This window comes from Ellagibacter isourolithinifaciens, assembly GCF_008831035.1.
Taxonomy (GTDB): domain Bacteria; phylum Actinomycetota; class Coriobacteriia; order Coriobacteriales; family Eggerthellaceae; genus Ellagibacter; species Ellagibacter isourolithinifaciens.
In genome coordinates, this window is sequence record NZ_WAJR01000004.1 from 37,247 (window position 1) to 57,661 (window position 20,415).

Sequence of the window (20,415 nt, forward strand, 5' to 3'; positions counted from 1 at the left end):
ACCTTTCTCATGAATGACGAACGTGGTCATGTCTGACGATCTTGCCGAGCTGCCCTCGGCGGGGCGTTACTCGGTTTCGGCTATAAGCGCTTCGAACCCCGCTTCAGCCTGCTGGATAGTTTTCTGGATGATGCCTTCCGCCATCGAGTGCAAATCCATGCGGAGAATCGCTTCGATGATACATTCGCGCTTCGCCTGGGGCACGTCGTAGAGTTTGAGCGAGCAGTCGAGGAAGCGCCGAATCTTGGCTTCCACCGTGAAATACGGGTCGCACGGCACGGACATGAAACCGCGCATGATGCTCCCGGACGCGATTTCCATCTCGAAGAAGTCCTTCGGCTGCGCGTCAGGCAGATAGTCCGCGAAGATGACCTGTAGCCTCTTTGACGTGGTGCGATAGAGATAATCCGCCGTCGTCGGCAGCGTATACGCCATGACATAGAGCTCGCGCAAGGGCTCGGTCAGCTCCGCGATATGCAGCTGCAACGCCGTCTCCACCGCGTACAGGAATATCGGTTCTTGTCCGTTGTTGTGCTGTTCGGCCAGGTCAAACTGCCCGCCGAACATGCGGCGCACCAATTCGAGAAGAAGCGCTTCTTTACTGGGGAAGACATGGAAAAAAGAACTCTGCCTGATTCCCGCCGCCACTGCGATCTCGGCGGTCGTGGTCTTGGCGTAGCCTTTCTCCAGAAAGAGCGCCACTGCCGCGCGCAGCACCTTCTGCTGAGTCAAAAGGCCGCTGGCCTGTTTCCCCCTCGCCACGTCATCACCTCCTTATCGTGAGGTTCCTTGTCGGGAGTCCTCGTGTTTGGAGTCCGCTTGCGATTACAATCCCTATTTTGCATTGTTTTACGGGGGACCGCAAGAGAAAACTTCGGGAAATGACCATGCGCAAAGATTGTTTTTCGAAATGCGCTGCGATGGGCGGGGCGCGGGCGGGGTCTTCGCGAAAAGACGCTTATCGGCATCGCGGGAAAGAAGAAGGACGCCGCCGCGGACGCCCCGGCTATCGCTTTGAACCCTGAACGACTACGAGCACACGGAACTCGACGCCAAGCCATGAGTGGCGGGCCCCCTGATTTATCGCCTTGAGCTCTGCGCGAGCCGCAGGTCGATCAGGGGAACACGGGGATCGACCGCGAAGAGGACCACGGCTATGCGCTGCCCGAGCCGATAGCGCGCGCCCGTTTCCTCGCCCGTGAGCGTATAGCGCGCCGCGTCGAAGCTAAAATAGTCGTCGCCAAGTGTGCGAACAGGAATAAAGCCTTCAGCGGTTTTATCGAGCCGCGCGTACAGGCCGCCCTGCGAAACGCCCGATACGATGGCGGAAAACGACTGCCCCACGAACCGCTGCAGGTACTCCGCCAACTTGAGCTCCTCGGACTCGCGCTGCGCGTCGTCCGCCTCGCGCTCCATCCCCGACGAGTGCTCGCAGATCCAGCCGAGGTTCGTCGTCATCTGGTCGAACTTCTCGGGGCGCCCGAAGAGCTCGGCTTTCAGCATGCGGTGCACCATAAGGTCGGGATAGCGCCTGATGGGACTTGTGAAGTGGCAGTACGTCGCACTCGCGAGGCCATAGTGGCCGCAGTTCTTCTCGCGGTATACCGCGCGTTTCATCGATCGCAGCACAAGAGACGAGACGAGCTCGCCCTCGGCGCGCCCGCGCGATGCAGAAACCGCCTGCTGGAGCGCATGCTGGCTTCCCGTGAAAAATCCCACGGGATCGATCTTCCCGAACCAGGGGAACTCCTCGAAGATGGGAACGAGCTGCGCAAGCCCCTCTAGGTCGGGTGCCTCATGAACGCGGTAGACGCAGGGAAACTTCGCTCGGGAAAGATGCTCGGCGACGACCTCGTTTGCCCAGATCATCATCTCCTCGACAAGCGATGTCGCAGCGTTCTTCCGGCGAAGTTCCACGCCCTGCGGCCTTCCCGCCTCGTCGAGCTTGACGCGCGCCTCGGGCTGGTCGAAGTCGATGCCGCCCTTGCGCTCGCGCTGCGCATGTCGAAGCGAGGCGAGGCGCGACAGTTGGAGAAGACGCTTTCGAAGGGAAGTCTCCCGTTGTTCCTGAGAATGCGGGGCATACTCCGTGCTCAGACAGTCCTGAGCTCGCGCGAACGTGCCAGAGGGCACGTTCGGCTCGTGCGGAACTGCGCGCGGAGCACGCCCCGCATTCTCAGGAACCGTTGCGCGATAAAGCCCTTCGACAGCGACGGGCTGGTCTTCAATCCCCGAATGAGGGCGGGAAGCGTGCTCCGCGCGCAGTTCCGCACGACGAGAACAGCCCAGTGGGCTGTTCTCCAAAGCAGGACTGTCTGAGCACGGAGCATGCTTCCCGCCCTCAGGTGCCGCAGGTTCGCCTTCCCCTTCGAGCATTTCGAGCGCCTCGCCGTAAGTAAGGCGCGCGTTCGAGCAGATGAGGGCAGGGTAAATCTCATAGCGCGCAAGCTGCGCCCGTTCGTTGACATACAAATCGACCGTCATGGAGCGGCGAACCTCGCCCGGGGCGAGCGAGCACAGCCCGCACGAGAGCTCCTCGGGAATCATCGGGATCACCCGATCGACCAAATACACGCTCGTGGCGCGGCGCCGCGCCGCTAAGTCGAGCGCGCTCCCCCATTCCACGTAATGCGAGACGTCGGCGATGTGCACGCCGATGCGCCAGAGCAAACGGCCCTGGCCTTCCACCTGCTCGATGGAGAGCGCGTCGTCAAAATCCCGTGCATCATCAGGGTCGATAGTGAAAACGAAACGCTCGCGCAAGTCGCGATAGCCCGACGCGAGCGCCCCGACCTCATCAATCGAGGCACCGTGCGCCTCCGCGAGCGCAGCGTCGGAGAACGCAGTCTCAAACTTATGGCGGGCTACGACGGCATCCACCCCCTCGTCGAGCCCATCGACATGCTCGAGCACTTCCTCGATATGCCCCGTTGCCGCGGAATTGCGGGAGGGAAACTGCGCGATGCGGACGCGGACGATCGCGCCGTCTTCCACATCGGGCGCTTCGGAGAGCTGGGTGAAGATGTCGTAGGGAATATGCGGGTCGAGCGGCACGACGACGCCGAACGGCTCGGCCGCCTCGAACCTGCCGACAACGACCTCATGGGCGCGCTCGATCACCGAGACAACGCGCGCGGCGGGCTTATGGCCGTACCGTCCGCCGCCAAAGCCTTCATGCGAGCGGCCCTTCGAGGCATTCGCAGGCAGCGGGGCAACCTCGACCAGATCGCCGTCGAAGGCGCCGCCGAGCTTAGCGTGAGGAACGAAGAACTCTCCTTCTGACGTGCGAACGAAGCCGTAGCCCTCAGGATTCAATTGCATGATGCCACGCGGGCGCGAGCGAGCGACCCGTCGCGTGTGGTTCTTGGAACGGGGCATGCGCCTCTAGGCTTTCTCCTTGTTTTGCGCGGTCTCGACGGCAAGAACGAGCTGCGGGTCGGTGCCGCCTTCGCTTGAGGAGATGGCGATGTCGGGAATCACACCGACACCATCGATGTCGTGGCCGAGCGGGCTTTTGTAGTAGCCGGCGGTGTAGCGAATCGCCCCGCCGAAGGAGAGTTCGTGGACAACCTGCACAGAGCCCTTGCCGATCGTGGTCTCGCCGACAATGGTGGCGCGCTGGTTATCCTGAAGCGCAGCGGCGAGCACCTCGGCAGCGCCTGAGGTATAGCCGTTCGTGAGTACGACGAGGGGCAGGTCAGTAACCGTCTTTCCAGAAGCCGACTTCGGGGAGGTGCCCGTGGAAGTCTGCACCTCGACGATGACGCCTGTCTTGATAAAGAGGTTCGCCACGTCGACCGCTTGCGTAAGATAGCCGCCCGGATTGTCGCGCAAATCCACGACGAACGACGTCGCTCCCTGGTCGATCAGATCGGCAAGCGCTGCGGAGACATTGTCGGCAGTGTCCTGCGTGATCTGGCGCACCCTGATGTAGCCGACCGTGCCGTCAAGCGAGTAGGTGACATTTTGCTCCTTGTACGAAGAGCACGTGAGCGCGGTGGTGTAGGAGGTGCCCGTCTCGGCGCCGACCGAGGAGGGACGCATCCACGTGACCACGACCGTCTCGCCCGCGTTGCGAGAAAGGCCGCTGATGGCCTCGGTGACCGACCAGTCATGCGAGGTGTCGCCGTCGATGCCGATGAGCACGTCGCCCTGCTGGACGCCGGCAGCTTCGGCAGCGGAGCCCGAGAACACATCGGAAACGAGGGCGCGACCGTTGTAGTCCGAGAACAGGACGCCGACGCCGTTGTAGGCACCGTCGGAGCTGTCCTTCACGAAGGACGCATAGCGCGAGGGGTCAAGATACTCGAAGTATTTGTCGTCGCATGCGTTCGAGAAGCCCTTGAAGACCTCCTTGGTCGCCTCGTCGAGGTCGTAGCCGTTGAGGTCGCTCTTCGCGAGGACGTCCTCGACTTCGCTCAAGCGGGCGGAGATAGAGTCATACGGGGACTTCTTCACATCTGTCGACTGGGTGCCAGCTTTCTGAACGCCGGGGATGGAGAACCCGAGCGAGACAAGGAACTGGTCCTGGCTGCGCAGGGCGAACCCGGCGACGAAGGCCACGGCAATTGCCACGACGAAGCACAGCAGGCGCAGGATGCGCTTGTTCCGTCTGTGCTCGCGCTCGGCCATCGCCGCGCGCTGCTTGGTATCACCGTGCTTCGCCATGGGAATCTATCTCGTTTGCGCTTTCTACACCTTAAGGTAACGACGCATCGCGAGCGCCGAGCCGAACAGGCCGATGATCAGGCCCGCAATCACGAGCGCAACGTAGATGATCACGAAAGTGCCTGCGTTCACGTCGATCGCGAGGAACTTGAGCGCGCCCGCGAGCTTCGGAAGAGCCAGGTTGCGCAAAAGCTCGAGCACGCCGACCGCGAACAGCGAGCCGATAATGGCGTGCAGAGAGCCTTCCATGAGGAAGGGCCCGCGAATGAAGCCGTTCGACGCGCCGACGAGACGCATGATGGCGATTTCCTTGCGACGCGCGAGGATAGCCAGGCGAATTGTGTTGTTGATGAACACAAGCGCGATGAAGATGAGCAGCACGATGAGCGCAATGCCGATATAGCGGACGTAGGACGTCAGCTGGAAGAGCTGTGCGACCGACTTCTGACCATATTTAAGCGACTCGGAAGGCGAATCGTAGCCGCAGATGGAAGCGAACGTGGAGTTCTGCTCGATCTGGCTCGCCACATCCTCGACGAGCTTCGGGTCCGAAAGCTCGACCTCGATGGAGGCAGGCAGCGGGTTCTGCCCGTCGAGCGCGTCGACGATGTCGGAGTTCGACGTGGCCTTGAAATTCTCGAGCGCCTGGTCCTTCGTGGTGAAGTCGACCGATGCGACGCCGTCGATGCCGCGGATGAAGTCCTCGACCTTGTCGATGTCAGACTGCGATGCGTCATCGGAGATGAACGCCGAGATGCCGACCTCGTTCTCGACCGACGACATGACGTTGTTCACCACAACGCCGCCCACGAGGAAGATGCCGATGATGAGCAGCGAGAGGAAAATCGTGACGATGGAACCCAAGGTGGTGGAGAGGTTGCGCGTGAACCCGTGCAGCGACTCCTTGAAGAAGTAACCGAGACTACGCATCGAAACCGTACACCCCCCTGTCCTGGTCGCGGGTAAGGCGGCCGCGATCGAGCGCGATGACACGGCGGCGCATGTTGTCGACCATCTCGCGGTCGTGGGTTGCCACGAGCACTGTGGTGCCCGTGCGGTTGATGCGCTCGAGCAGATCCATGATGCCGCGCGAAGTTTGCGGGTCGAGGTTGCCCGTAGGCTCGTCGCAGATGAGCAGCGGCGGGCGGTTCACGATGGCGCGCGCGATGGAAACGCGCTGCTGCTCGCCGCCGGAGAGCTGGTCGGGGCGCTTGTTCAGCTTGTCCTGCAGGCCGACGAGGCGAAGCACCTCGGGCACCTGCGTCTTGATAACGTGGCGCGACTTGCCGATAACCTCGAGCGCGAAGGCAACGTTCTCGAAGACCGTTTTGTTCGGCAGGAGCTTGAAATCCTGGAACACGCATCCGATATTGCGGCGCAGGTACGGCACACGCCAGTTGCGCATGGTCGTCAAGTCCTCGTTTGCGATGTAGATATGGCCTTCCGTAGGCGTGACCTCGTGAATCAGCATGCGGATGAACGTGGTCTTGCCGGATCCCGAATGGCCGACGAGGAAGATGAACTCGCCCGCGTAAATCTGCAGGGAGATGTCGGAAAGTGCCGGCTTGTTCGGCTGCGCCGGGTAGATCTTCGTGACATGGTCGAAGGTGATGACGGGAGACGACGTTTGCTGAGGCGTGTCCGCGACATCGAGTACGGGAAGCGACTGGGAGAGCTGCTGGGTTGCCTGAGCCTGACGGCTGTGCGCGCCCGCCCTCGAACGCGGGCGCGGCGCGCCCGACTGGGCAGCGGGACGCGAGGCGTTCCCGCGGCTGGAAACATCTGTCACAGTTTGCTCCGTTCGAATAGTGATGTACTGAGACAGTCCAATTCTAGTAGTAATGCATCCCGCGCGCCACCGTCCCAGCTCACGCTTGCGCAAAAACCACAAGGGCGCACCTCCTGCTGGAGATGCGCCCTTCTTTCATGAAATGCAATCGGCACCGTGAGAGAACCGCCACCTGTAAAGCTACTTGCGGCCCCGGGCACGCTTCACGGCTTCGACGATCGCCGCGGCATCGAGGTTGAAATAGCCGAGCAGCTCCTCGAACTCGCCGGACTTGCCGAAGCGGTCCTGCACACCCACGAACTCGCAGGGAGCGGGGTTCTTGCGGGCGAGGCACTCCGCCACGGCGGAACCGAGGCCGCCATGCACGCTGTGCTCCTCGGCGACCACGCAGCAACCCGTCTTCGCAACGCTTGCCGTGATCGTGTCCTCGTCGAGCGGCTTCACTGAAAACGCGTCGATTACCTCGATGGACACACCTTCCTCGGCGAGCATGTCGGCCGCCGCGAGCGCCTCGCGGATTTCCACGCCGCAGGCGACGACGGTCGCGTCGGAACCCTCGCGCAGCACGTAGGCGCGCCCGATCTCGAGCTCGACGTCGTCATCGTAGACGCACGGCACGGCAGCGCGGCCCATGCGCACATACACCGGGCCCGGCGTCTTCGCGGCGAGCTTGATGGCAGCGCGCGCAGCGGCATAGTCGGCGGGAACGAGCACGCGCATATTGGGCAGCCCGCGCATGAGCGAGACGTCTTCGAGCATCTGATGCGAGCCGCCGTCGGGGCCGACCGAGACGCCCGCGTGCGTCGGGCAGATCTTCACATCGAGGTTGCTGTAGCACACGGTGTTGCGGATCTGGTCGTAAGCACGGCCGGTGCCGAACACGGCAAACGACCCCGTGTAGGCGACATGCCCCGTAAGGGCAAGGCCCGCCGCGACGTCAATCATGTTCTGCTCGGCGATACCGCAGTTGAAAAGCTTGTCCGCGTTTTCGGGCGCGGCAGCGGCGAACTTCTTGGTAGTGGTGGAACCGGTGAGGTCGGCGTCGACCGCGACGACGGGCACACCCTCCTCCGCGAGTTCGGCGAGCGTCGCACCGAAGGCGGCGCGGGTCGCGAGTTTCTTTTCGGCCATTTCGGCGCTTGCGAGCTTAACCACGGCAAACCTCCTCATCACACGCCGCTTCAAGCTCGGCGAGCGCGGCTTCAAGCTGCTCGGCGGACGGCGCCTTGCCGTGCCAACCAGCCTCGTTCTCCATAAACGACACGCCCTTGCCCTTCACCGTCTCGGCGATGACGGCATGGGGCTTCCCCTCGCGGGAGCTCTTGCAGGCGTTGAGCACCTCGATCAGCGCGTCGATATCGTGGCCGTCAACGTGGCGTACATCCCATCCGAACGCCTCGAACTTCACGCCCAAGTCCTCGGGACTGCACACCTCGGTCACCTTGCCGTCGATCTGCAGGCCGTTATGATCGATGATGGCCGTGAGGTTGTCGAGCTTGCGGTGTGCGGAGAACATGGCCGCCTCCCACACCTGTCCTTCCTCGCATTCGCCGTCGCCGAGGAGCGCGAAGACCGAGCCCTCCTCGCCGTCGAGCGCAAGGCCGCACGCCGTGCCTGCGGCAATGGAGAGGCCCTGGCCCAGCGAGCCAGTGGACACCTCAACGCCCGGGCAGAGGTTGCAGTCGGGATGGCCCTGCAGGCGCGTCCCCAGCTTGCGAAGCGTCATAAGCTCCTCGATGGGGAAATAGCCCGCATGGGCGAGCGCAGCGTAGAGCGCCGGCGCCGCATGGCCCTTTGCCAAAAAGAACCAGTCGCGACCCTCCATCTTGGGATTTTTCGGGTCGTGCTTGAGCACACCGCCGAAGTACAGCGACGTCAAGATGTCAGTACACGACAGCGATCCCCCCGGATGCCCGCTTTTCGCTTCCGCGATCATGCGCAGAATGTCGCAGCGCAGATCTGTCGCCACACGCGTAAGGTCGGTCATTGCAGTCCTTTCTTTATTGCGAAACTCGCCACTTGTGATAACCGATCACGAATTGCTCGATATCGCCCGCGAGCACAGCGTCAACATTGCTCGTCTCAACGCCGCTGCGCAGGTCTTTCACCAGCTGATAAGGATACAACACGTAGTTGCGGATTTGGCTGCCGAACGAGTTTTCCATGCGTTCGCCGCGCAGCTCGTCAATCTGCTCCTCGCGCTTGCGCTGCTCGATTTCGTAGAGCTTGGCGCGCAGCACGCGGAAGGCGGATTCCTTGTTCTGCAGCTGCGATTTCTCGTTTTGGCAGGTCACAACGATTCCTGTGGGAATATGGGTCAGACGCACGGCGGAGTCGGTCGTGTTCACGCACTGCCCGCCGGGGCCGCTTGAGCGGTACACGTCGACGCGCACGTCGGCGGGGTTCAAGTCGACCTCGATGTCGTCGGGAAGGACAGGGAGCACCTCCACGCTCGCGAACGTGGTGTGGCGGCGCTTCTTATCGTCGGTCGGGGAGATGCGCACAAGACGGTGGACACCGTTTTCGCTTGTGAGCATGCCGTAGGCGTTTCGCCCCTCGATCTGGATAGTCGCCTTGTCAAGGCCGATGCCCTCGCCGGGAACCGCGTCGAGCACGGTGACCTTCCAGCCCTTGTCCTCGGCGTAGTGCAGATACATCTTGTAGAGCATCTCAGTCCAGTCCTGCGCCTCGAGCCCGCCCGATCCCGGGTTGACCGACAAAATAGCGTCGCCCGCGTCGAAGCGCCCGGAGAACCACGAGGAGACTTCAAGCCCGTCGAGCTCCTCGTCGAGCTTCGCGAGCAGGGATTTTGCTTCCTCGGCGAACGACTCGTCTTCGTCTGCGAGCTCCGCCGCCGCGCGCACGTCGTCGAGCAGCGCGCAGGCGCCGTCGTATTCGGCGATAACATCGCGCAAGTTCGACGCCTGCTTCGAGACGCTTTGCGCGCGCGACGCATCGTCCCAAAAGCCCGGCGAGGCAATTTGAGCGTCGAGCCTCTGCAGCTCGACCGTCTTGTCGTCGATGTGCAGATACGCATGCGAGTCGGCAACGCGCTGTGCGGCGATGTCAATGTGTTCTATCAATTCTTTGTCAGCCATAGCTTGTTTATGTTACCAGCAAAAACGCCCCACCGTATATGGCGTGGCGCGTCGTGCATAGTTTCTTCGCGGACGGACGCCTGTATGCGGCGGCAGGCGGCACCGCCTCACAGCAGATGCGCCATATACAACGGCAGGCGCACCAGATCGCCCTCCGCCTGCATGGGTTTCGGATGCAGAATATAGCGCACACCCACTCGCGAGCCGAACTTGGCCTTGAACTTCTCGAGCGATTTCGCGCCATAGCGTTTCGTCGACTTCACCTCGATAGGCGAAACGCGCATGCGCCCGGCGGCGTCATCGTAACCAGCCGTGATCAAGAAGTCGATTTCCATGGTGTTTGCGCTGTTCTCGCGGTCGCGCCTCGAATAGAAGTACAACCCATGCCCGTTCGAGGCGAGCTGCTGCGCCACCACGTTTTCCGTGAACATCCCCTCATTGATCTCGAGCTTTCCCAGCAGGATGTCGCGATAAAGCTCGTGAGGGGTCTCGGCGTTGTCAGCGAACAACTGGCAAATCAAAAGCCCCGTATCGGCCATATAGCACTTGAACGTTCCTTCATCAGCGGTTGCCGCAAGGCCCACCGACGGATCGTCGACGCCGATGCACGTGGCGCTTATGCACGCATCCGCCAGCCAGAAGAAGGCGTCCGCATACTCCCTGCTACGTGCGTTGCTGTCGAGCGAGGACAACACAAACTTCTTCTCGTGGCGTGCCAGCTGACCGGGCAAGGTCGAGAACACGCGGCGGATGCGCAGCGCGTCGGTACCGCCGAACTTCTCGATGTCGCCGCGGTACAGCGACAAGATGTCGCGCTTAACCTTATCCACTTTTCCGAAATCCTTTTCGGCAACATATGCGCCAACCACCTGAGGCATGCCTCCAACCAGCATGTATTCGCGGAAAAGCCGTTCCGCTTTGCGATGAATAGCCTCGGGCAGCGGGGCATTCCCCTCAAAGGAAGCACGAATAACCGCAGCAAGCTGATCTTCGCCCTCCGCCCAAAGGAACTCTTCGAAGTTCAGCGGATTCAAGCGAAGTGCAGTCTCCTCGGAAGGAATGACGATGCCCTCGACGTTGCGCCGAATGGATATGAGCGAACCAGTTTCGAGGTAGTCGTACCGACCGTCCGCAACAAGCTGTTTGATGAACTCCCGTGCAGGCGGGAAGCGTTGCACCTCGTCGAACACGATGAGGGAATTTCGACGCGGCAGCGAAACGCCCGTGAATGCCTGCAGGTACATGAAAAAGGAATCCACGTCCGCGCGATAGTCGCGAAACAGCATTTTGAGGTCATCGGACGCTTCGGAGAAGTCTATGACTAGATGAGCGGCGTACTCCCTTTCGGCAAACTTCCTTGCGAGCGTGCTTTTGCCAACGCGACGCGCACCCTCTAAAAGCAGAGCGCGCGCGCCTCTTGACTCGCGCTTCCAGCGAAGAAGATCGTCGTATGCACGGCGTTTGAACATGGTCGCTCCTCGCTCCGATTCATGGCTACATGCCATTCATACACGAATGGCACGGTGTAAGTGGCTCTGAATATACACGGATGGCACGGTCAGAACGCACTATATTATACACGAATGGCACGGTGTAAATGGCTCTGAATATACACGAATGGCACGATCCCGTTGCGATGGCGCGAGAACAGTCTATGCGCAAAGGTACGAAAAAGGCCCACTTCCCTGGGGAAGCGGGCCTGAGCAGGTGGACATGGCAGAGCGTGGCAACCGCTGTATATAGCCTTACGCCAAAATAAGCAATGCCGCGAGAGCGCTAATCCTGGTACATGCCGTGGCACTTCTTGAATTTCTTGCCGCTGCCGCAAGGACAAGGATCGTTGCGACCGACGTTCGCGAAGGGGTCGTCTTTGTCCTTGACATACGTCGTGGGCTTCGGCGCGGCGGGCTTGGGCGCCTCTCCGGCTTGAACCGCCTGCGCCGCGGCCGGCGCCGCCTTGATGTCGGACTCGGTGAGCGCGTCTTCGGGCTTCGAGTAGCTCAAACGGCCCTCGAGCGGATTTCGCTCCTCGGGGATGGGTTCCTGCTTCACGGCAATCTGCAGGCGCAGAAGCGTGCGCAGGTAGTCCTCGTACATGCTGGCGGTCAGGCGCTGGAAGGCGGCGTACGCCTCGTTCTTGTACTCGACGAGCGGGTCGCGCTGGGCGAAGGCACGCAGACCGATGCCGGTTTTCAGGTAGTCCATCTCGGCGAGGTGGGCCATCCAACGCGTGTCGATGATACGCAGCATGACCTGGCTTTCCAGGTTGCGCATCATGTCGGCACCAAGCAGGTTCTCCTTCTCGGCGTAGATGCCCTCGAGGTACTCGGTGAGCGCGTCGGCGACGTTTTCCGGCTCGTCGTCGTGTTCGATCGACGCGACGTGGAAGTCGTTGTTGCCGGTCATGCCGGCGGCCCACGTGTCGACCGCCTTCACGTCCCAGTCGTCGAACGCGGCGCGCTCGGGGCAGTTCTCCTCCACCACAGCGGAGGCGGCGTCGGAGATGATGCCGGGGATGCGACCGTTCATGTCCTTACCGTCCAAGATGGAGTTGCGCTCCTCGTAAATCACCTTGCGCTGCAGGTTCATGACGTCGTCGTATTCGAGGACGTTCTTACGCGCGGCGAAGTGCATCGTCTCGACCTGGCGCTGCGCGCTCTCGATCGCCTTCGATACCATAGACGCCTGAATGGGCTGGTCGTCGGGCATGTTCGTCTTCTCCATCATGCTGGAGATGGAATCCATGCGATTGCCGCCGAACAGGCGCATGAGGTCGTCTTCGAGCGAGAGGTAGAACTGCGTCGTGCCCGGGTCGCCCTGGCGTCCCGCACGGCCGCGCAGCTGGTTGTCGATACGGCGCGACTCGTGGCGCTCGGTGCCGATGACGCACAGGCCGCCCGCGGCGAGCACCTCCTCGTTTTCCTGTTTGCAAATGGTGCGCGCACGAACGAGTGCCTCGTCGCGTTTCTCATCCGACGGCGCAGGGGCTGCGTTCTCGGGGACCTCCTCGCCCTCGGCAGGCTCGTCGCCGATATGGCGCGAGGGATCAAAGCCCCACTCGCGCAGCACGTCCTCGGCGAGCACGTCGGGGTTGCCGCCGAGCAGGATGTCCGTGCCGCGGCCTGCCATGTTGGTCGCGATGGTCACGGCGCCCACGCGGCCGGCCTGCGCGATGATGTGAGCCTCGCGCTCGTGGTTCTTCGCGTTCAGAGTCTCGTGCTTGATGCCGCGCTTGTCCAAAAGGCGGGACAGGCGCTCGGAGCTCTCGATCGAGACCGTGCCGATCAGGCAGGGCTGACCCGCCTCGTGGCGCGCCGCAACGTCGTCGGCGACGGCGTTGAACTTCGCGTCGATCGTGCGATAGACCAGGTCGTTCTCGTCGATACGGGCGACGGGCCTGTTCGGCGGGATGGCGACGACCGGCAGCTTGTAGATTTCGCGGAACTCCTTGTCCTCGGTCATGGCGGTACCGGTCATGCCCGAGAGCTTCTCGTAGAGGCGGAAGTAGTTCTGCAGCGTGATGGTCGCGAGCGTCTGGTTCTCCTCGCGAACGAGCACATGCTCTTTCGCCTCGAGCGCCTGATGGAGGCCCTCGGAGTAGCGGCGGCCCTCCATGATGCGGCCCGTGAACTCGTCGACAATCTTCACTTCCCCGCCGACAACAACGTAATCGACGTCGCGATGGAAGAGGAACTGCGCCTTTAAGGCTTGCTGCAGGTGGTTCGCGAGCAGGCCGGACGGGTCGGCGTAGATGTCGTCGATGCCGAGTGCGGACTCGATCTTCTCAAGGCCGACCTCAGTGGCGTTGATCGTCTTTTTGGCCTCGTCCATCTCGAAGTCCTCGTCGCGCACGAGGTGCGGCATGACGCGGGCGAACTTGTTGTAGGTGTCGGCCGCGCGCGTTCCCGCGCCCGAGATGATGAGCGGCGTTCGCGCCTCGTCGATGAGGATCGAGTCGACCTCGTCGACGATGGCGAAATGGTGGCCGCGCTGCACGCGGGCGGAGGCCCTCGTGACCATGTTGTCGCGCAGGTAGTCGAAGCCGAACTCGGAGTTCGTGCCGTAGGTGACGTCGGCCTTGTAGGCGGGGGTCTTCTGCGCGGGGCGCATGCCGTTTTGGATCAGGCCAACCTCCATGCCGAGGAAGCGGTAGATCTGGCCCATCCACTCGGAGTCGCGGCGGGCGAGGTAATCGTTCACGGTGACGATGTGGACGTTGTCGCCCGAAAGCGCGTTCAGATAGCCCGCAAGGGTGGACACGAGCGTCTTGCCTTCGCCCGTCTTCATCTCGGCAATCTGCCCATCGTTTAGAGCCATGCCACCGATGAGCTGCACGTCGAAGTGGCGCAGCCCTGTCGTGCGCACCGACGCCTCGCGCACCGCGGCGAACGCCTCGGGAAGAAGGGCGGCCGTATCTTCGCCCGCAACCGCGCGCTCGCGCAGGGAGTCGGAGAACGCGCGCAGCTCGGCGTCGGTTTTCGGCTTGATTGAGGCCTCAAGGCCGTTGATGGTATCAACGATGGACTGGTAGCGCTTGAGCTGCTTGCCCTCGCCCATCGTGAGAAGCTTCGATAAGAAACCCATGTATGCCGTCTTTCGTAAGAGCCCTATGTTCGTGAGCACCGTGCGAGAGCACGGCACGCAACCTCCTGTACTCTAGCATAAGGCTTGCATGGGCCTGGGAAATCCACTACACGACCAGATGCTATGATTCTCGCTTAAAAATGATGCTGTTGTGGGGAAATATCGCGAATCGACTACTCGAGCGCCTCCTCGGCCTCTACCGCGCTGCGGTATAAGGCAACGATCGACGGCGACGGGTCGATGCCGAGCTCTTCTGCAAGATACCTTCGGCACGAGAGGTAGGTGTCGATTGCGGCGGCGCGCTGGCCGGCACCGAGCTGCGCCTCCATGAGCGCGGCGCACGCGTCCTCGCGAGAGCGGTCGCGACCGGCCGCCTCGCGCGCGAACCACAGCGCCGCGCGGGGCTCGCCTGACTCCAAAAGCCGCCCCGACGCGCACACAAGCGAGTCGACGAGGTTAATGCGAAGGCGCCTTCGCGCAGCCGCGATGTCATCGTTAACGCTTTCGCTCGGCAGAAGGTCTCCCGAGTACGATCCGTCAATCGCCTCGAGGTGATCCCGCCAGCGCTCAAGGTCGATCTCGCCGAAGCTCAAGGCGCGGCAAATGGAATCGAGCTCGGCAACGTCGCTTCGCAGAAGCCGAGCGTCAAGGCGAACACCGCCCTGGTCGCGAAGGAGATAGGGGCACGTGCCCTCGTAGTCGAGCCCCCGCTTGAGCTGGCTCCACACCGAGTAGAAGTTCTTGATTGCGCAGCCGTGGGGGCTGTCGGGCCAAAGCGTCTCCAGCAGGCGCTCGCGGGAGAGCTCGCGGCCGCGGGCGAGCACGAGAAGCGCAAGGAGCGTCTTCGTTTTCTGCCTGCTGAACGCTTGCATGTCGACTTGCTGCTCGCCGATACGCACGTCGAGCCCGCCGAGGAGCCGCACGTAGAGAATCGGGGCCGAGCTTCCAGGCGCACCCGGCGTCTCCGAGCGGATCGGGCGGGCCTCATAACGATCGCGCGAGGAGCGCTCACGTTCGGCCCGCGCGCGCTCCTCTCGAAGCGAATCACGCCTGTGAGCTGCACATTCGGTGAAGCGGGCAGCCTCTATGGCGCGCGCTGCCGCAAGCGCGTCGGCAGCGGGCGAGAATCGCGTCGGCAAGGAACCCTCCTCAACCGCCCGGGAAAGCGACATCACCAAGAAGGCGCACTGCCAGGACATGGCGGCAGAAGGCGTGCGCGCGGCCAGGTCGCAGGCCCACAGGGCGACGCGCTCGACCGCGGGTGCGTCCTCGGGCGACGCGAAGCCCGGCGTCTTCTTCTGCGCAAGAGCCCAGAACGCCATGGCGGCGGCGAAGACGAGCGGCCCGTCGGGCGCGCCGCGCGAAGCGAGCTCGCCCCACGCCTCCACAAGTGACATCACCCCCTTGCCAACATGTGCCGCGACGAGGGAAAACGCGGGAGCGGGAGCGATTGGACCCCTGACTTTGGCGCGGGCGGCGAACTCGGCTGCCACTGATTCCGCGCGGCGGCGGTCCTCGTCGTCTCCCAAACAGGAGGCAACGAGCAGCAACCGCGAACGCGATTCGGGGTCGATGCTGCGCGAGAAGGCGAACTTGCGCGCGAGGAAAAGCGCACAGGCGGCATCGTCGAGCGCGGCCAAACGCACCGCCTCGTCGGCAGCGAGGAGGATCCTGTTCTGGCGCGCGTTCTTTCCTGCGTAAACAAAGAGCTCGTGAGCAGGCTTGAAGCACGCCGCCGAGAGGAGGTCGGCACCGTGAGCGGCAAGCCAGCTCGCGCAGGCCGGCTTCGTCGCGAAAAAGCGGACGACGGCGCATGCCCGTGCGGCCGCCCCGCGTTCGAGCAGCATCGCCGCAATGCATACCGCAAGCTCGCTCGCGTCCCCGCACGTCGACCCGTCGACGACCCGGTCCACCGCCCGCGAAAAGCCCTGGGCAAGCACGGAAACATCGATGGCAACAGCATCGAAGGAGTCCTCCCGAGCGCAGACGCCGAGGAACGGATAGTCCTCCTCTATCAGGGAAATCGCCTCGTTCGCATGACGCGCGCCCACAAGCGAAACGAGCTCGGAGAGGCTTCCCTTCCCCATCGCCAGCATGAGAAACGCCGCGAGCAGAACGCTTGCAGGCGGCTCTTCGGCGGCCATGCCCGCGACGAGGCGGCCTCCATCGTCCGAGCCCCACGCGACGCACGCCGCGCGGCACTTCGCATGTGGGGAGTCCGTCGCCCGCACAGTATGCTTCATCTCATCGTCAGTAAGCAGAAAGCGGCGCGCTGAGAGCTTCACCCTGTCGCGATGCAAATCGGAATAGGCGTCACAGGTTGGCGTGCACGTTACGAGGACCTCGATTCCCGCCGCGAGCAGCTCGTCTACGACCTCGGAAAACACCTCGACCCGCGAGGCATCCATGCGCGGCAGGTCGTCGAACACCACAAGCGAGCCCGCGCCACCGATTTCGGCCACGCGCGATGCGATGATACCGGCGTCGAGGTCGCGCAGGAAGCACGGGCTTTCGCAGTTGACCCAGAATGTTTGCCTGAACGAGAAGACGACCTGCGCATATTCCGCAGCAACCGTCGATTTGCCGAAGCCTGTTGGAGCGACGAGGAAGCGCGCGACGTCGCGGGAGCGCAGAAGGTCCGCGATGAGATGGGGGCGGGAATGGGTCGCAGAAGAAGCGACGTGCTTGGGGCGGCGGCCCTTGCATGAGCACGACATCAGAAAGTCGGACATTGGTGTCCCTCTCCCAAAAGCAAAAGCCGCAGTAAGCGAGTCTACGCGCCGAACCGATGAGCCGCCATACCGTATGCACGAAAGAGGCCTTCGCGACCGCGGGCGCCTTTCGGCTTTGTGTCCCGAAAAGAACCCTGGCCCATGAGGTCCTGAAAGCAAGAAAAGCCTGCAGCGCGCCTTCTGCCGGCGCACTGCAGGCAACTAAAGCGAATTGGGAAGATACCGAAGGAAACAGCGCACGACCGAGCGCGCTTCAGCAGACGATTGGGCGCGATTTTGCCGCGTTCGCGCCAGACCCCTGTCGCCTGCTCGCCGCGTTCGCGCCGCGATTTCGCCGCCTGTCCGTCGAGTTCTTGCCAGGTTTCAGCCTATTTCTTGGGCAGAAGCTTCGAGATGCGGTCGGAGTACTCGACGTCGCAAAGCCCCGCCTCCTTCGCCAAATCGAGCACGGGGGCGTCGTTCCACAGCTCCTCGAGGCGATAGTACTCGCGCGTCTCGGGCTGGAAGACGTGCACGACGATCTGGCCGTAATCGAGCAGCGACCACGATCCGTCCTGCGTTCCTTCGACATGGAAGGGCTTCACGCCGCCCTTGTCCCGCAAATCTTCCTTGATGGCATCGACGATCGAGTTCACCTGGCGGCTGTTGGACGCCGTGACGATCACGAAAAAGTCGGTCTCGCCGACAAGCTCCGCCACGTCCTGCACGAGGATGTCGGTTGCCTTCTTCTCGTCGGCCGCCTGGGCGGCGATAATCGCGAGCTCTCGCGAGGTTTTCTGTTCGTTAGCGCTCACTTGCGCTCCTTTCGTTTTGCGTTTATGTACGGTTTCTCGTTTTTCACCGCGTAGGCGTTCCAAATATCTACCGTGCGCGGATGCAGCGTCTTTCCTTGCTCGATGATGAGAATCGTCCAGTACCCGAGCACTGCAACGTAGAGCTCCTCGAGCGTCACGCGGCCGATTTGGGCACGCAACTCGTCAACGCGCCCGAAACGTCGGTTCGGCTCAAGCGCATCGGCACAGTAGAGTACCATATCGAGCGGCGTCATATCGATCTCGCCCGTGGTATGGCGCTCGATTGCCTGCAGGATGCCTGCGGGAATAGCGGGGTACTCCCGCCCGAGCGCGGCGGCGGCAGTCGGACCGTGTAGAAGGCGCGGCTGGTGCTCCAGAATCCACGGGTTCACCCGAAGTCCCAGCTCGCGGACGCGTTCGCGAATCTCCTCGTCATCGTAGGCCTTGTCCCAGTCGTGCAAAAGCCCCGCAAGCCGGGCCTCGCGCACATCGACCCCGTAGGCTCGCGCGAGAATCTCGGCCTCCTCGACCACGCCCATCACATGGGTAAAGCGCTTCTTGCTGACGCGCTGTTCGAGCTCCGCCTTGCGTTCTTTGAAGAACGCCTCGCCGAGCACCTCGGCGGAATCGCCGCCGCTTTCCTTCCCCACCGTTTAACGCTCCTTTCGGTACAGGCCATGCTCGCATACGTAATCGCGCACGCGCGACATGGTGAGGTATCTGATTGATTTGCCCTCGCTGACACGGCGCCGCAGGTCGCTTGAAGAGACCGACAGCCCCGTGACCTCGAGAAAGTCAACTGTGAAGGGGCTTTTCTCGAAGGTGGCTCGCATCTCGTCGTTAAGCGTATAACCCGGGCGCGTCACGGCGACGAACCGCGCGAGCCCCGCGACCGCTTCGCTTTCATGCCAGCGGAAGATCTTCGCAACCGCGTCGGCGCCCGTGATGAACACGAGCTCGACGTTGTCGGGATAATGCGCCCGCAGCTCGCGCAACGTGTCGACGGTGTAAGTGTCGCCGCCACGCTTGATCTCCATCGCGCTCACGTCGAAGGCGGGGTTGCTCTCGGTCGCGAGGCGGCACATGGCAAGCCGATCGTCCGCGGGCGTGACGTCGCGGTCGCGCTTGAAGACGGGGCTGCCGGCGGGAATGAACACCACCGCGTCGAGCCCGTACGCCTCGCGCACCTGTTCGGCGCAGGCCAGATGCCCGATGTGGATGGGATCGAAGGTGCCGCCCATGATTCCCAGCCGGGCAGGCGCACCGTCCGCCCCCAAGTTGTCAAGCCCCTCGCTCACGACGGGCGAACGGCGCGAGGCCACCTCGCCAGGGCGCGAGACCGCCTGGGCGGGCTGCACCTCGCACCGGCCGGGCCGCGATGCAGGTGCGCTCGATTCGCTTGCCAGCGTTTCCTCCCTCATGCGCTAGGACCTCACCTGGCCGTCGCCTCGCAGCACGTACTTGTACGAGGTCAGCCCGTCAGTCGCGAAGGGGCCGCGCACGTGCAGCTTCTGCGTGGAGATGCCGATCTCGGCGCCGAGGCCGAACATGCCGCCGTCCGTGAAGGCCGTCGAGGCGTTCGCATAGACCGCCGCCGCGTCGACCTCGTTCAGGAAGCGCTCAATCGCCGCGGCACCCTCGGGGTCGCTCGGGTTCGCCACGATGGCCTCAGAGTGCATCGTGCCGTAGCGGTTCACGTGGGCAATGGCCTCGTCGACGCCCGCGACGCACTTCACCGCGATTTCGGGACCTAAGTATTCGGTTTCCCAATCTTGCTCGCTTGCGCGGTCGACGCGCAGCGCGCTTTGCCCCTGCCCGCGCAAGGCCCCCGCGGCAAGCGCAGCCTCGCAGGCCAGCTCGTCGGCATGAATCGCCACCCCGCGATCGGCCAGCTCGGAGAGCGCCTTGGGAAGAAAATCGGCGGCGATGGACGCATCGACGAGCAGCGTCTCGCAGGCGTTGCAGACCCCGAAGCGGCGGCACTTCGCGTTCACGAGGATCTCGCGCGCCATGTCGAAGTCGGCGGATTCGTGCACGTAGACGTGGCAGTTTCCCGTTCCCGTCTCGATGACGGGGACCTTGGCCGTCTCCACGCAGTGGCGGATGAGCCCCGCGCCGCCGCGGGGAACGAGCACGTCAATCAGGCCGTGGAGCCCCATAAGGACGTCGGTCGCCGCGCGATCGGTCGAGGCGACAATACCGATCGAACCCTCGGGCATGCCCGCCTGCTCCGCCGCAGCCGAGAGCACGCGCGCGATGGCCGCACACGAGCGGGCCGCCATCGACCCGCCGCGCAAGATGCAGGCGTTTCCTGACTTCAGGCAGATGCCGGCGGCGTCGGCGGTCACGTTCGGACGCGCCTCGTACACGACGGCGACGACGCCGAAGGGGACGCTCACGCGCTCGAGGCGGATTCCAGACTCGAGGGTGCGCCGCTCGAGCGTGCGCCCGAGCGGGTCGGGAAGCTCAGCTAGGCTCTCGAGCGCGGCGGCCATGTCCTCGATGCGCGCGTCGGTGAGGAGCAGCCGGTCGATGAGGCTTTCCTTCGTGCCTTTTTCGCGCGCGGCGGCAACGTCTACCGCGTTTGCCTTAAGAACTGCAGGCGCGCTTTCGCGCAGCGCTTGCGCCATGGCGCGCAGGGCGCCGTTGCGCTCGTCGTCGCTCGTGTGGGCCAGGCGCACGCTTGCCGCGCGAGCCCGCTTGGCGAGCATCTCAATCTCTTCGTACATGCCTGAACCTTTCTCTCGCCC

15 protein-coding genes are annotated in these 20,415 nt (G+C 63.1%); all 15 read right to left on the reverse strand.

Annotated elements, in window-relative coordinates; translation table 11 throughout:
- Window positions 1-66: 66 nt before the first annotated feature.
- Entirely contained in the window at window positions 67-762 is a 696-nt protein-coding gene (locus F8C90_RS02855) for a TetR/AcrR family transcriptional regulator (RefSeq protein WP_211360995.1), read from the reverse strand.
- A 318-nt stretch (window positions 763-1,080) separates the two neighbouring features.
- Window positions 1,081-3,378: a ribonuclease R family protein gene (locus tag F8C90_RS02860; RefSeq protein WP_158048941.1), complete on the reverse strand. Its 2,298-nt coding sequence runs from the start codon at window positions 3,376-3,378 to the stop codon at window positions 1,081-1,083.
- Window positions 3,379-3,384: 6 nt separating this feature from the next.
- Window positions 3,385-4,668 carry a S41 family peptidase gene (locus tag F8C90_RS02865; RefSeq protein WP_158048942.1) on the reverse strand — a complete coding sequence of 428 codons (1,284 nt, stop codon included), beginning with the start codon at window positions 4,666-4,668 and terminating at the stop codon, window positions 3,385-3,387.
- A 24-nt stretch (window positions 4,669-4,692) separates the two neighbouring features.
- The gene (gene ftsX / locus F8C90_RS02870) at window positions 4,693-5,598 is read right to left on the reverse strand and encodes a permease-like cell division protein FtsX (protein WP_158048943.1); all 906 of its coding nucleotides are present in this window, start codon (window positions 5,596-5,598) and stop codon (window positions 4,693-4,695) included.
- Window positions 5,591-6,457: a cell division ATP-binding protein FtsE gene (gene ftsE / locus F8C90_RS02875; protein WP_276995410.1), complete on the reverse strand. Its 867-nt coding sequence runs from the start codon at window positions 6,455-6,457 to the stop codon at window positions 5,591-5,593. Before ftsE ends, ftsX begins: the two co-directional genes overlap by 8 nt.
- A 180-nt stretch (window positions 6,458-6,637) precedes the next feature.
- A complete protein-coding gene (locus F8C90_RS02880) occupies window positions 6,638-7,588 on the reverse strand; it encodes a transketolase family protein (protein WP_170264514.1) in 951 nt (316 codons plus the stop codon).
- Window positions 7,589-7,604: 16 nt separating this feature from the next.
- Complete coding sequence (locus F8C90_RS02885; protein WP_158048945.1) at window positions 7,605-8,444, reverse strand: transketolase; 840 nt, start codon at window positions 8,442-8,444, stop codon at window positions 7,605-7,607.
- Window positions 8,445-8,457: 13 nt separating this feature from the next.
- The gene (gene prfB / locus F8C90_RS02890; protein ID WP_158048946.1) at window positions 8,458-9,555 is read right to left on the reverse strand and encodes a peptide chain release factor 2; all 1,098 of its coding nucleotides are present in this window, start codon (window positions 9,553-9,555) and stop codon (window positions 8,458-8,460) included.
- A gap of 107 nt (window positions 9,556-9,662) precedes the next feature.
- A complete protein-coding gene (locus tag F8C90_RS02895; RefSeq protein ID WP_158048947.1) occupies window positions 9,663-11,024 on the reverse strand; it encodes an ATP-binding protein in 1,362 nt (453 codons plus the stop codon).
- Between the two features lie 307 nt (window positions 11,025-11,331).
- Window positions 11,332-14,139, reverse strand: a complete 2,808-nt coding sequence (secA, locus tag F8C90_RS02900) for a preprotein translocase subunit SecA (RefSeq protein WP_158048948.1) — start codon at window positions 14,137-14,139, stop codon at window positions 11,332-11,334.
- A gap of 173 nt (window positions 14,140-14,312) precedes the next feature.
- Window positions 14,313-16,871 carry an AfsR/SARP family transcriptional regulator gene (locus F8C90_RS02905; RefSeq protein ID WP_158048949.1) on the reverse strand — a complete coding sequence of 853 codons (2,559 nt, stop codon included), beginning with the start codon at window positions 16,869-16,871 and terminating at the stop codon, window positions 14,313-14,315.
- Window positions 16,872-17,239: 368 nt separating this feature from the next.
- A complete protein-coding gene (gene rsfS / locus F8C90_RS02910) occupies window positions 17,240-17,665 on the reverse strand; it encodes a ribosome silencing factor (RefSeq protein WP_158048950.1) in 426 nt (141 codons plus the stop codon).
- The gene (yqeK, locus tag F8C90_RS02915; protein WP_246155755.1) at window positions 17,662-18,315 is read right to left on the reverse strand and encodes a bis(5'-nucleosyl)-tetraphosphatase (symmetrical) YqeK; all 654 of its coding nucleotides are present in this window, start codon (window positions 18,313-18,315) and stop codon (window positions 17,662-17,664) included. Before yqeK ends, rsfS begins: the two co-directional genes overlap by 4 nt.
- Before the next feature lie 3 nt (window positions 18,316-18,318).
- A complete protein-coding gene (gene nadD, locus F8C90_RS02920; RefSeq protein WP_158048951.1) occupies window positions 18,319-19,086 on the reverse strand; it encodes a nicotinate-nucleotide adenylyltransferase in 768 nt (255 codons plus the stop codon).
- Between the two features lie 3 nt (window positions 19,087-19,089).
- Window positions 19,090-20,394: a glutamate-5-semialdehyde dehydrogenase gene (locus F8C90_RS02925; RefSeq protein WP_158048952.1), complete on the reverse strand. Its 1,305-nt coding sequence runs from the start codon at window positions 20,392-20,394 to the stop codon at window positions 19,090-19,092.
- Between the last annotated feature and the right edge of the window lie 21 nt (window positions 20,395-20,415).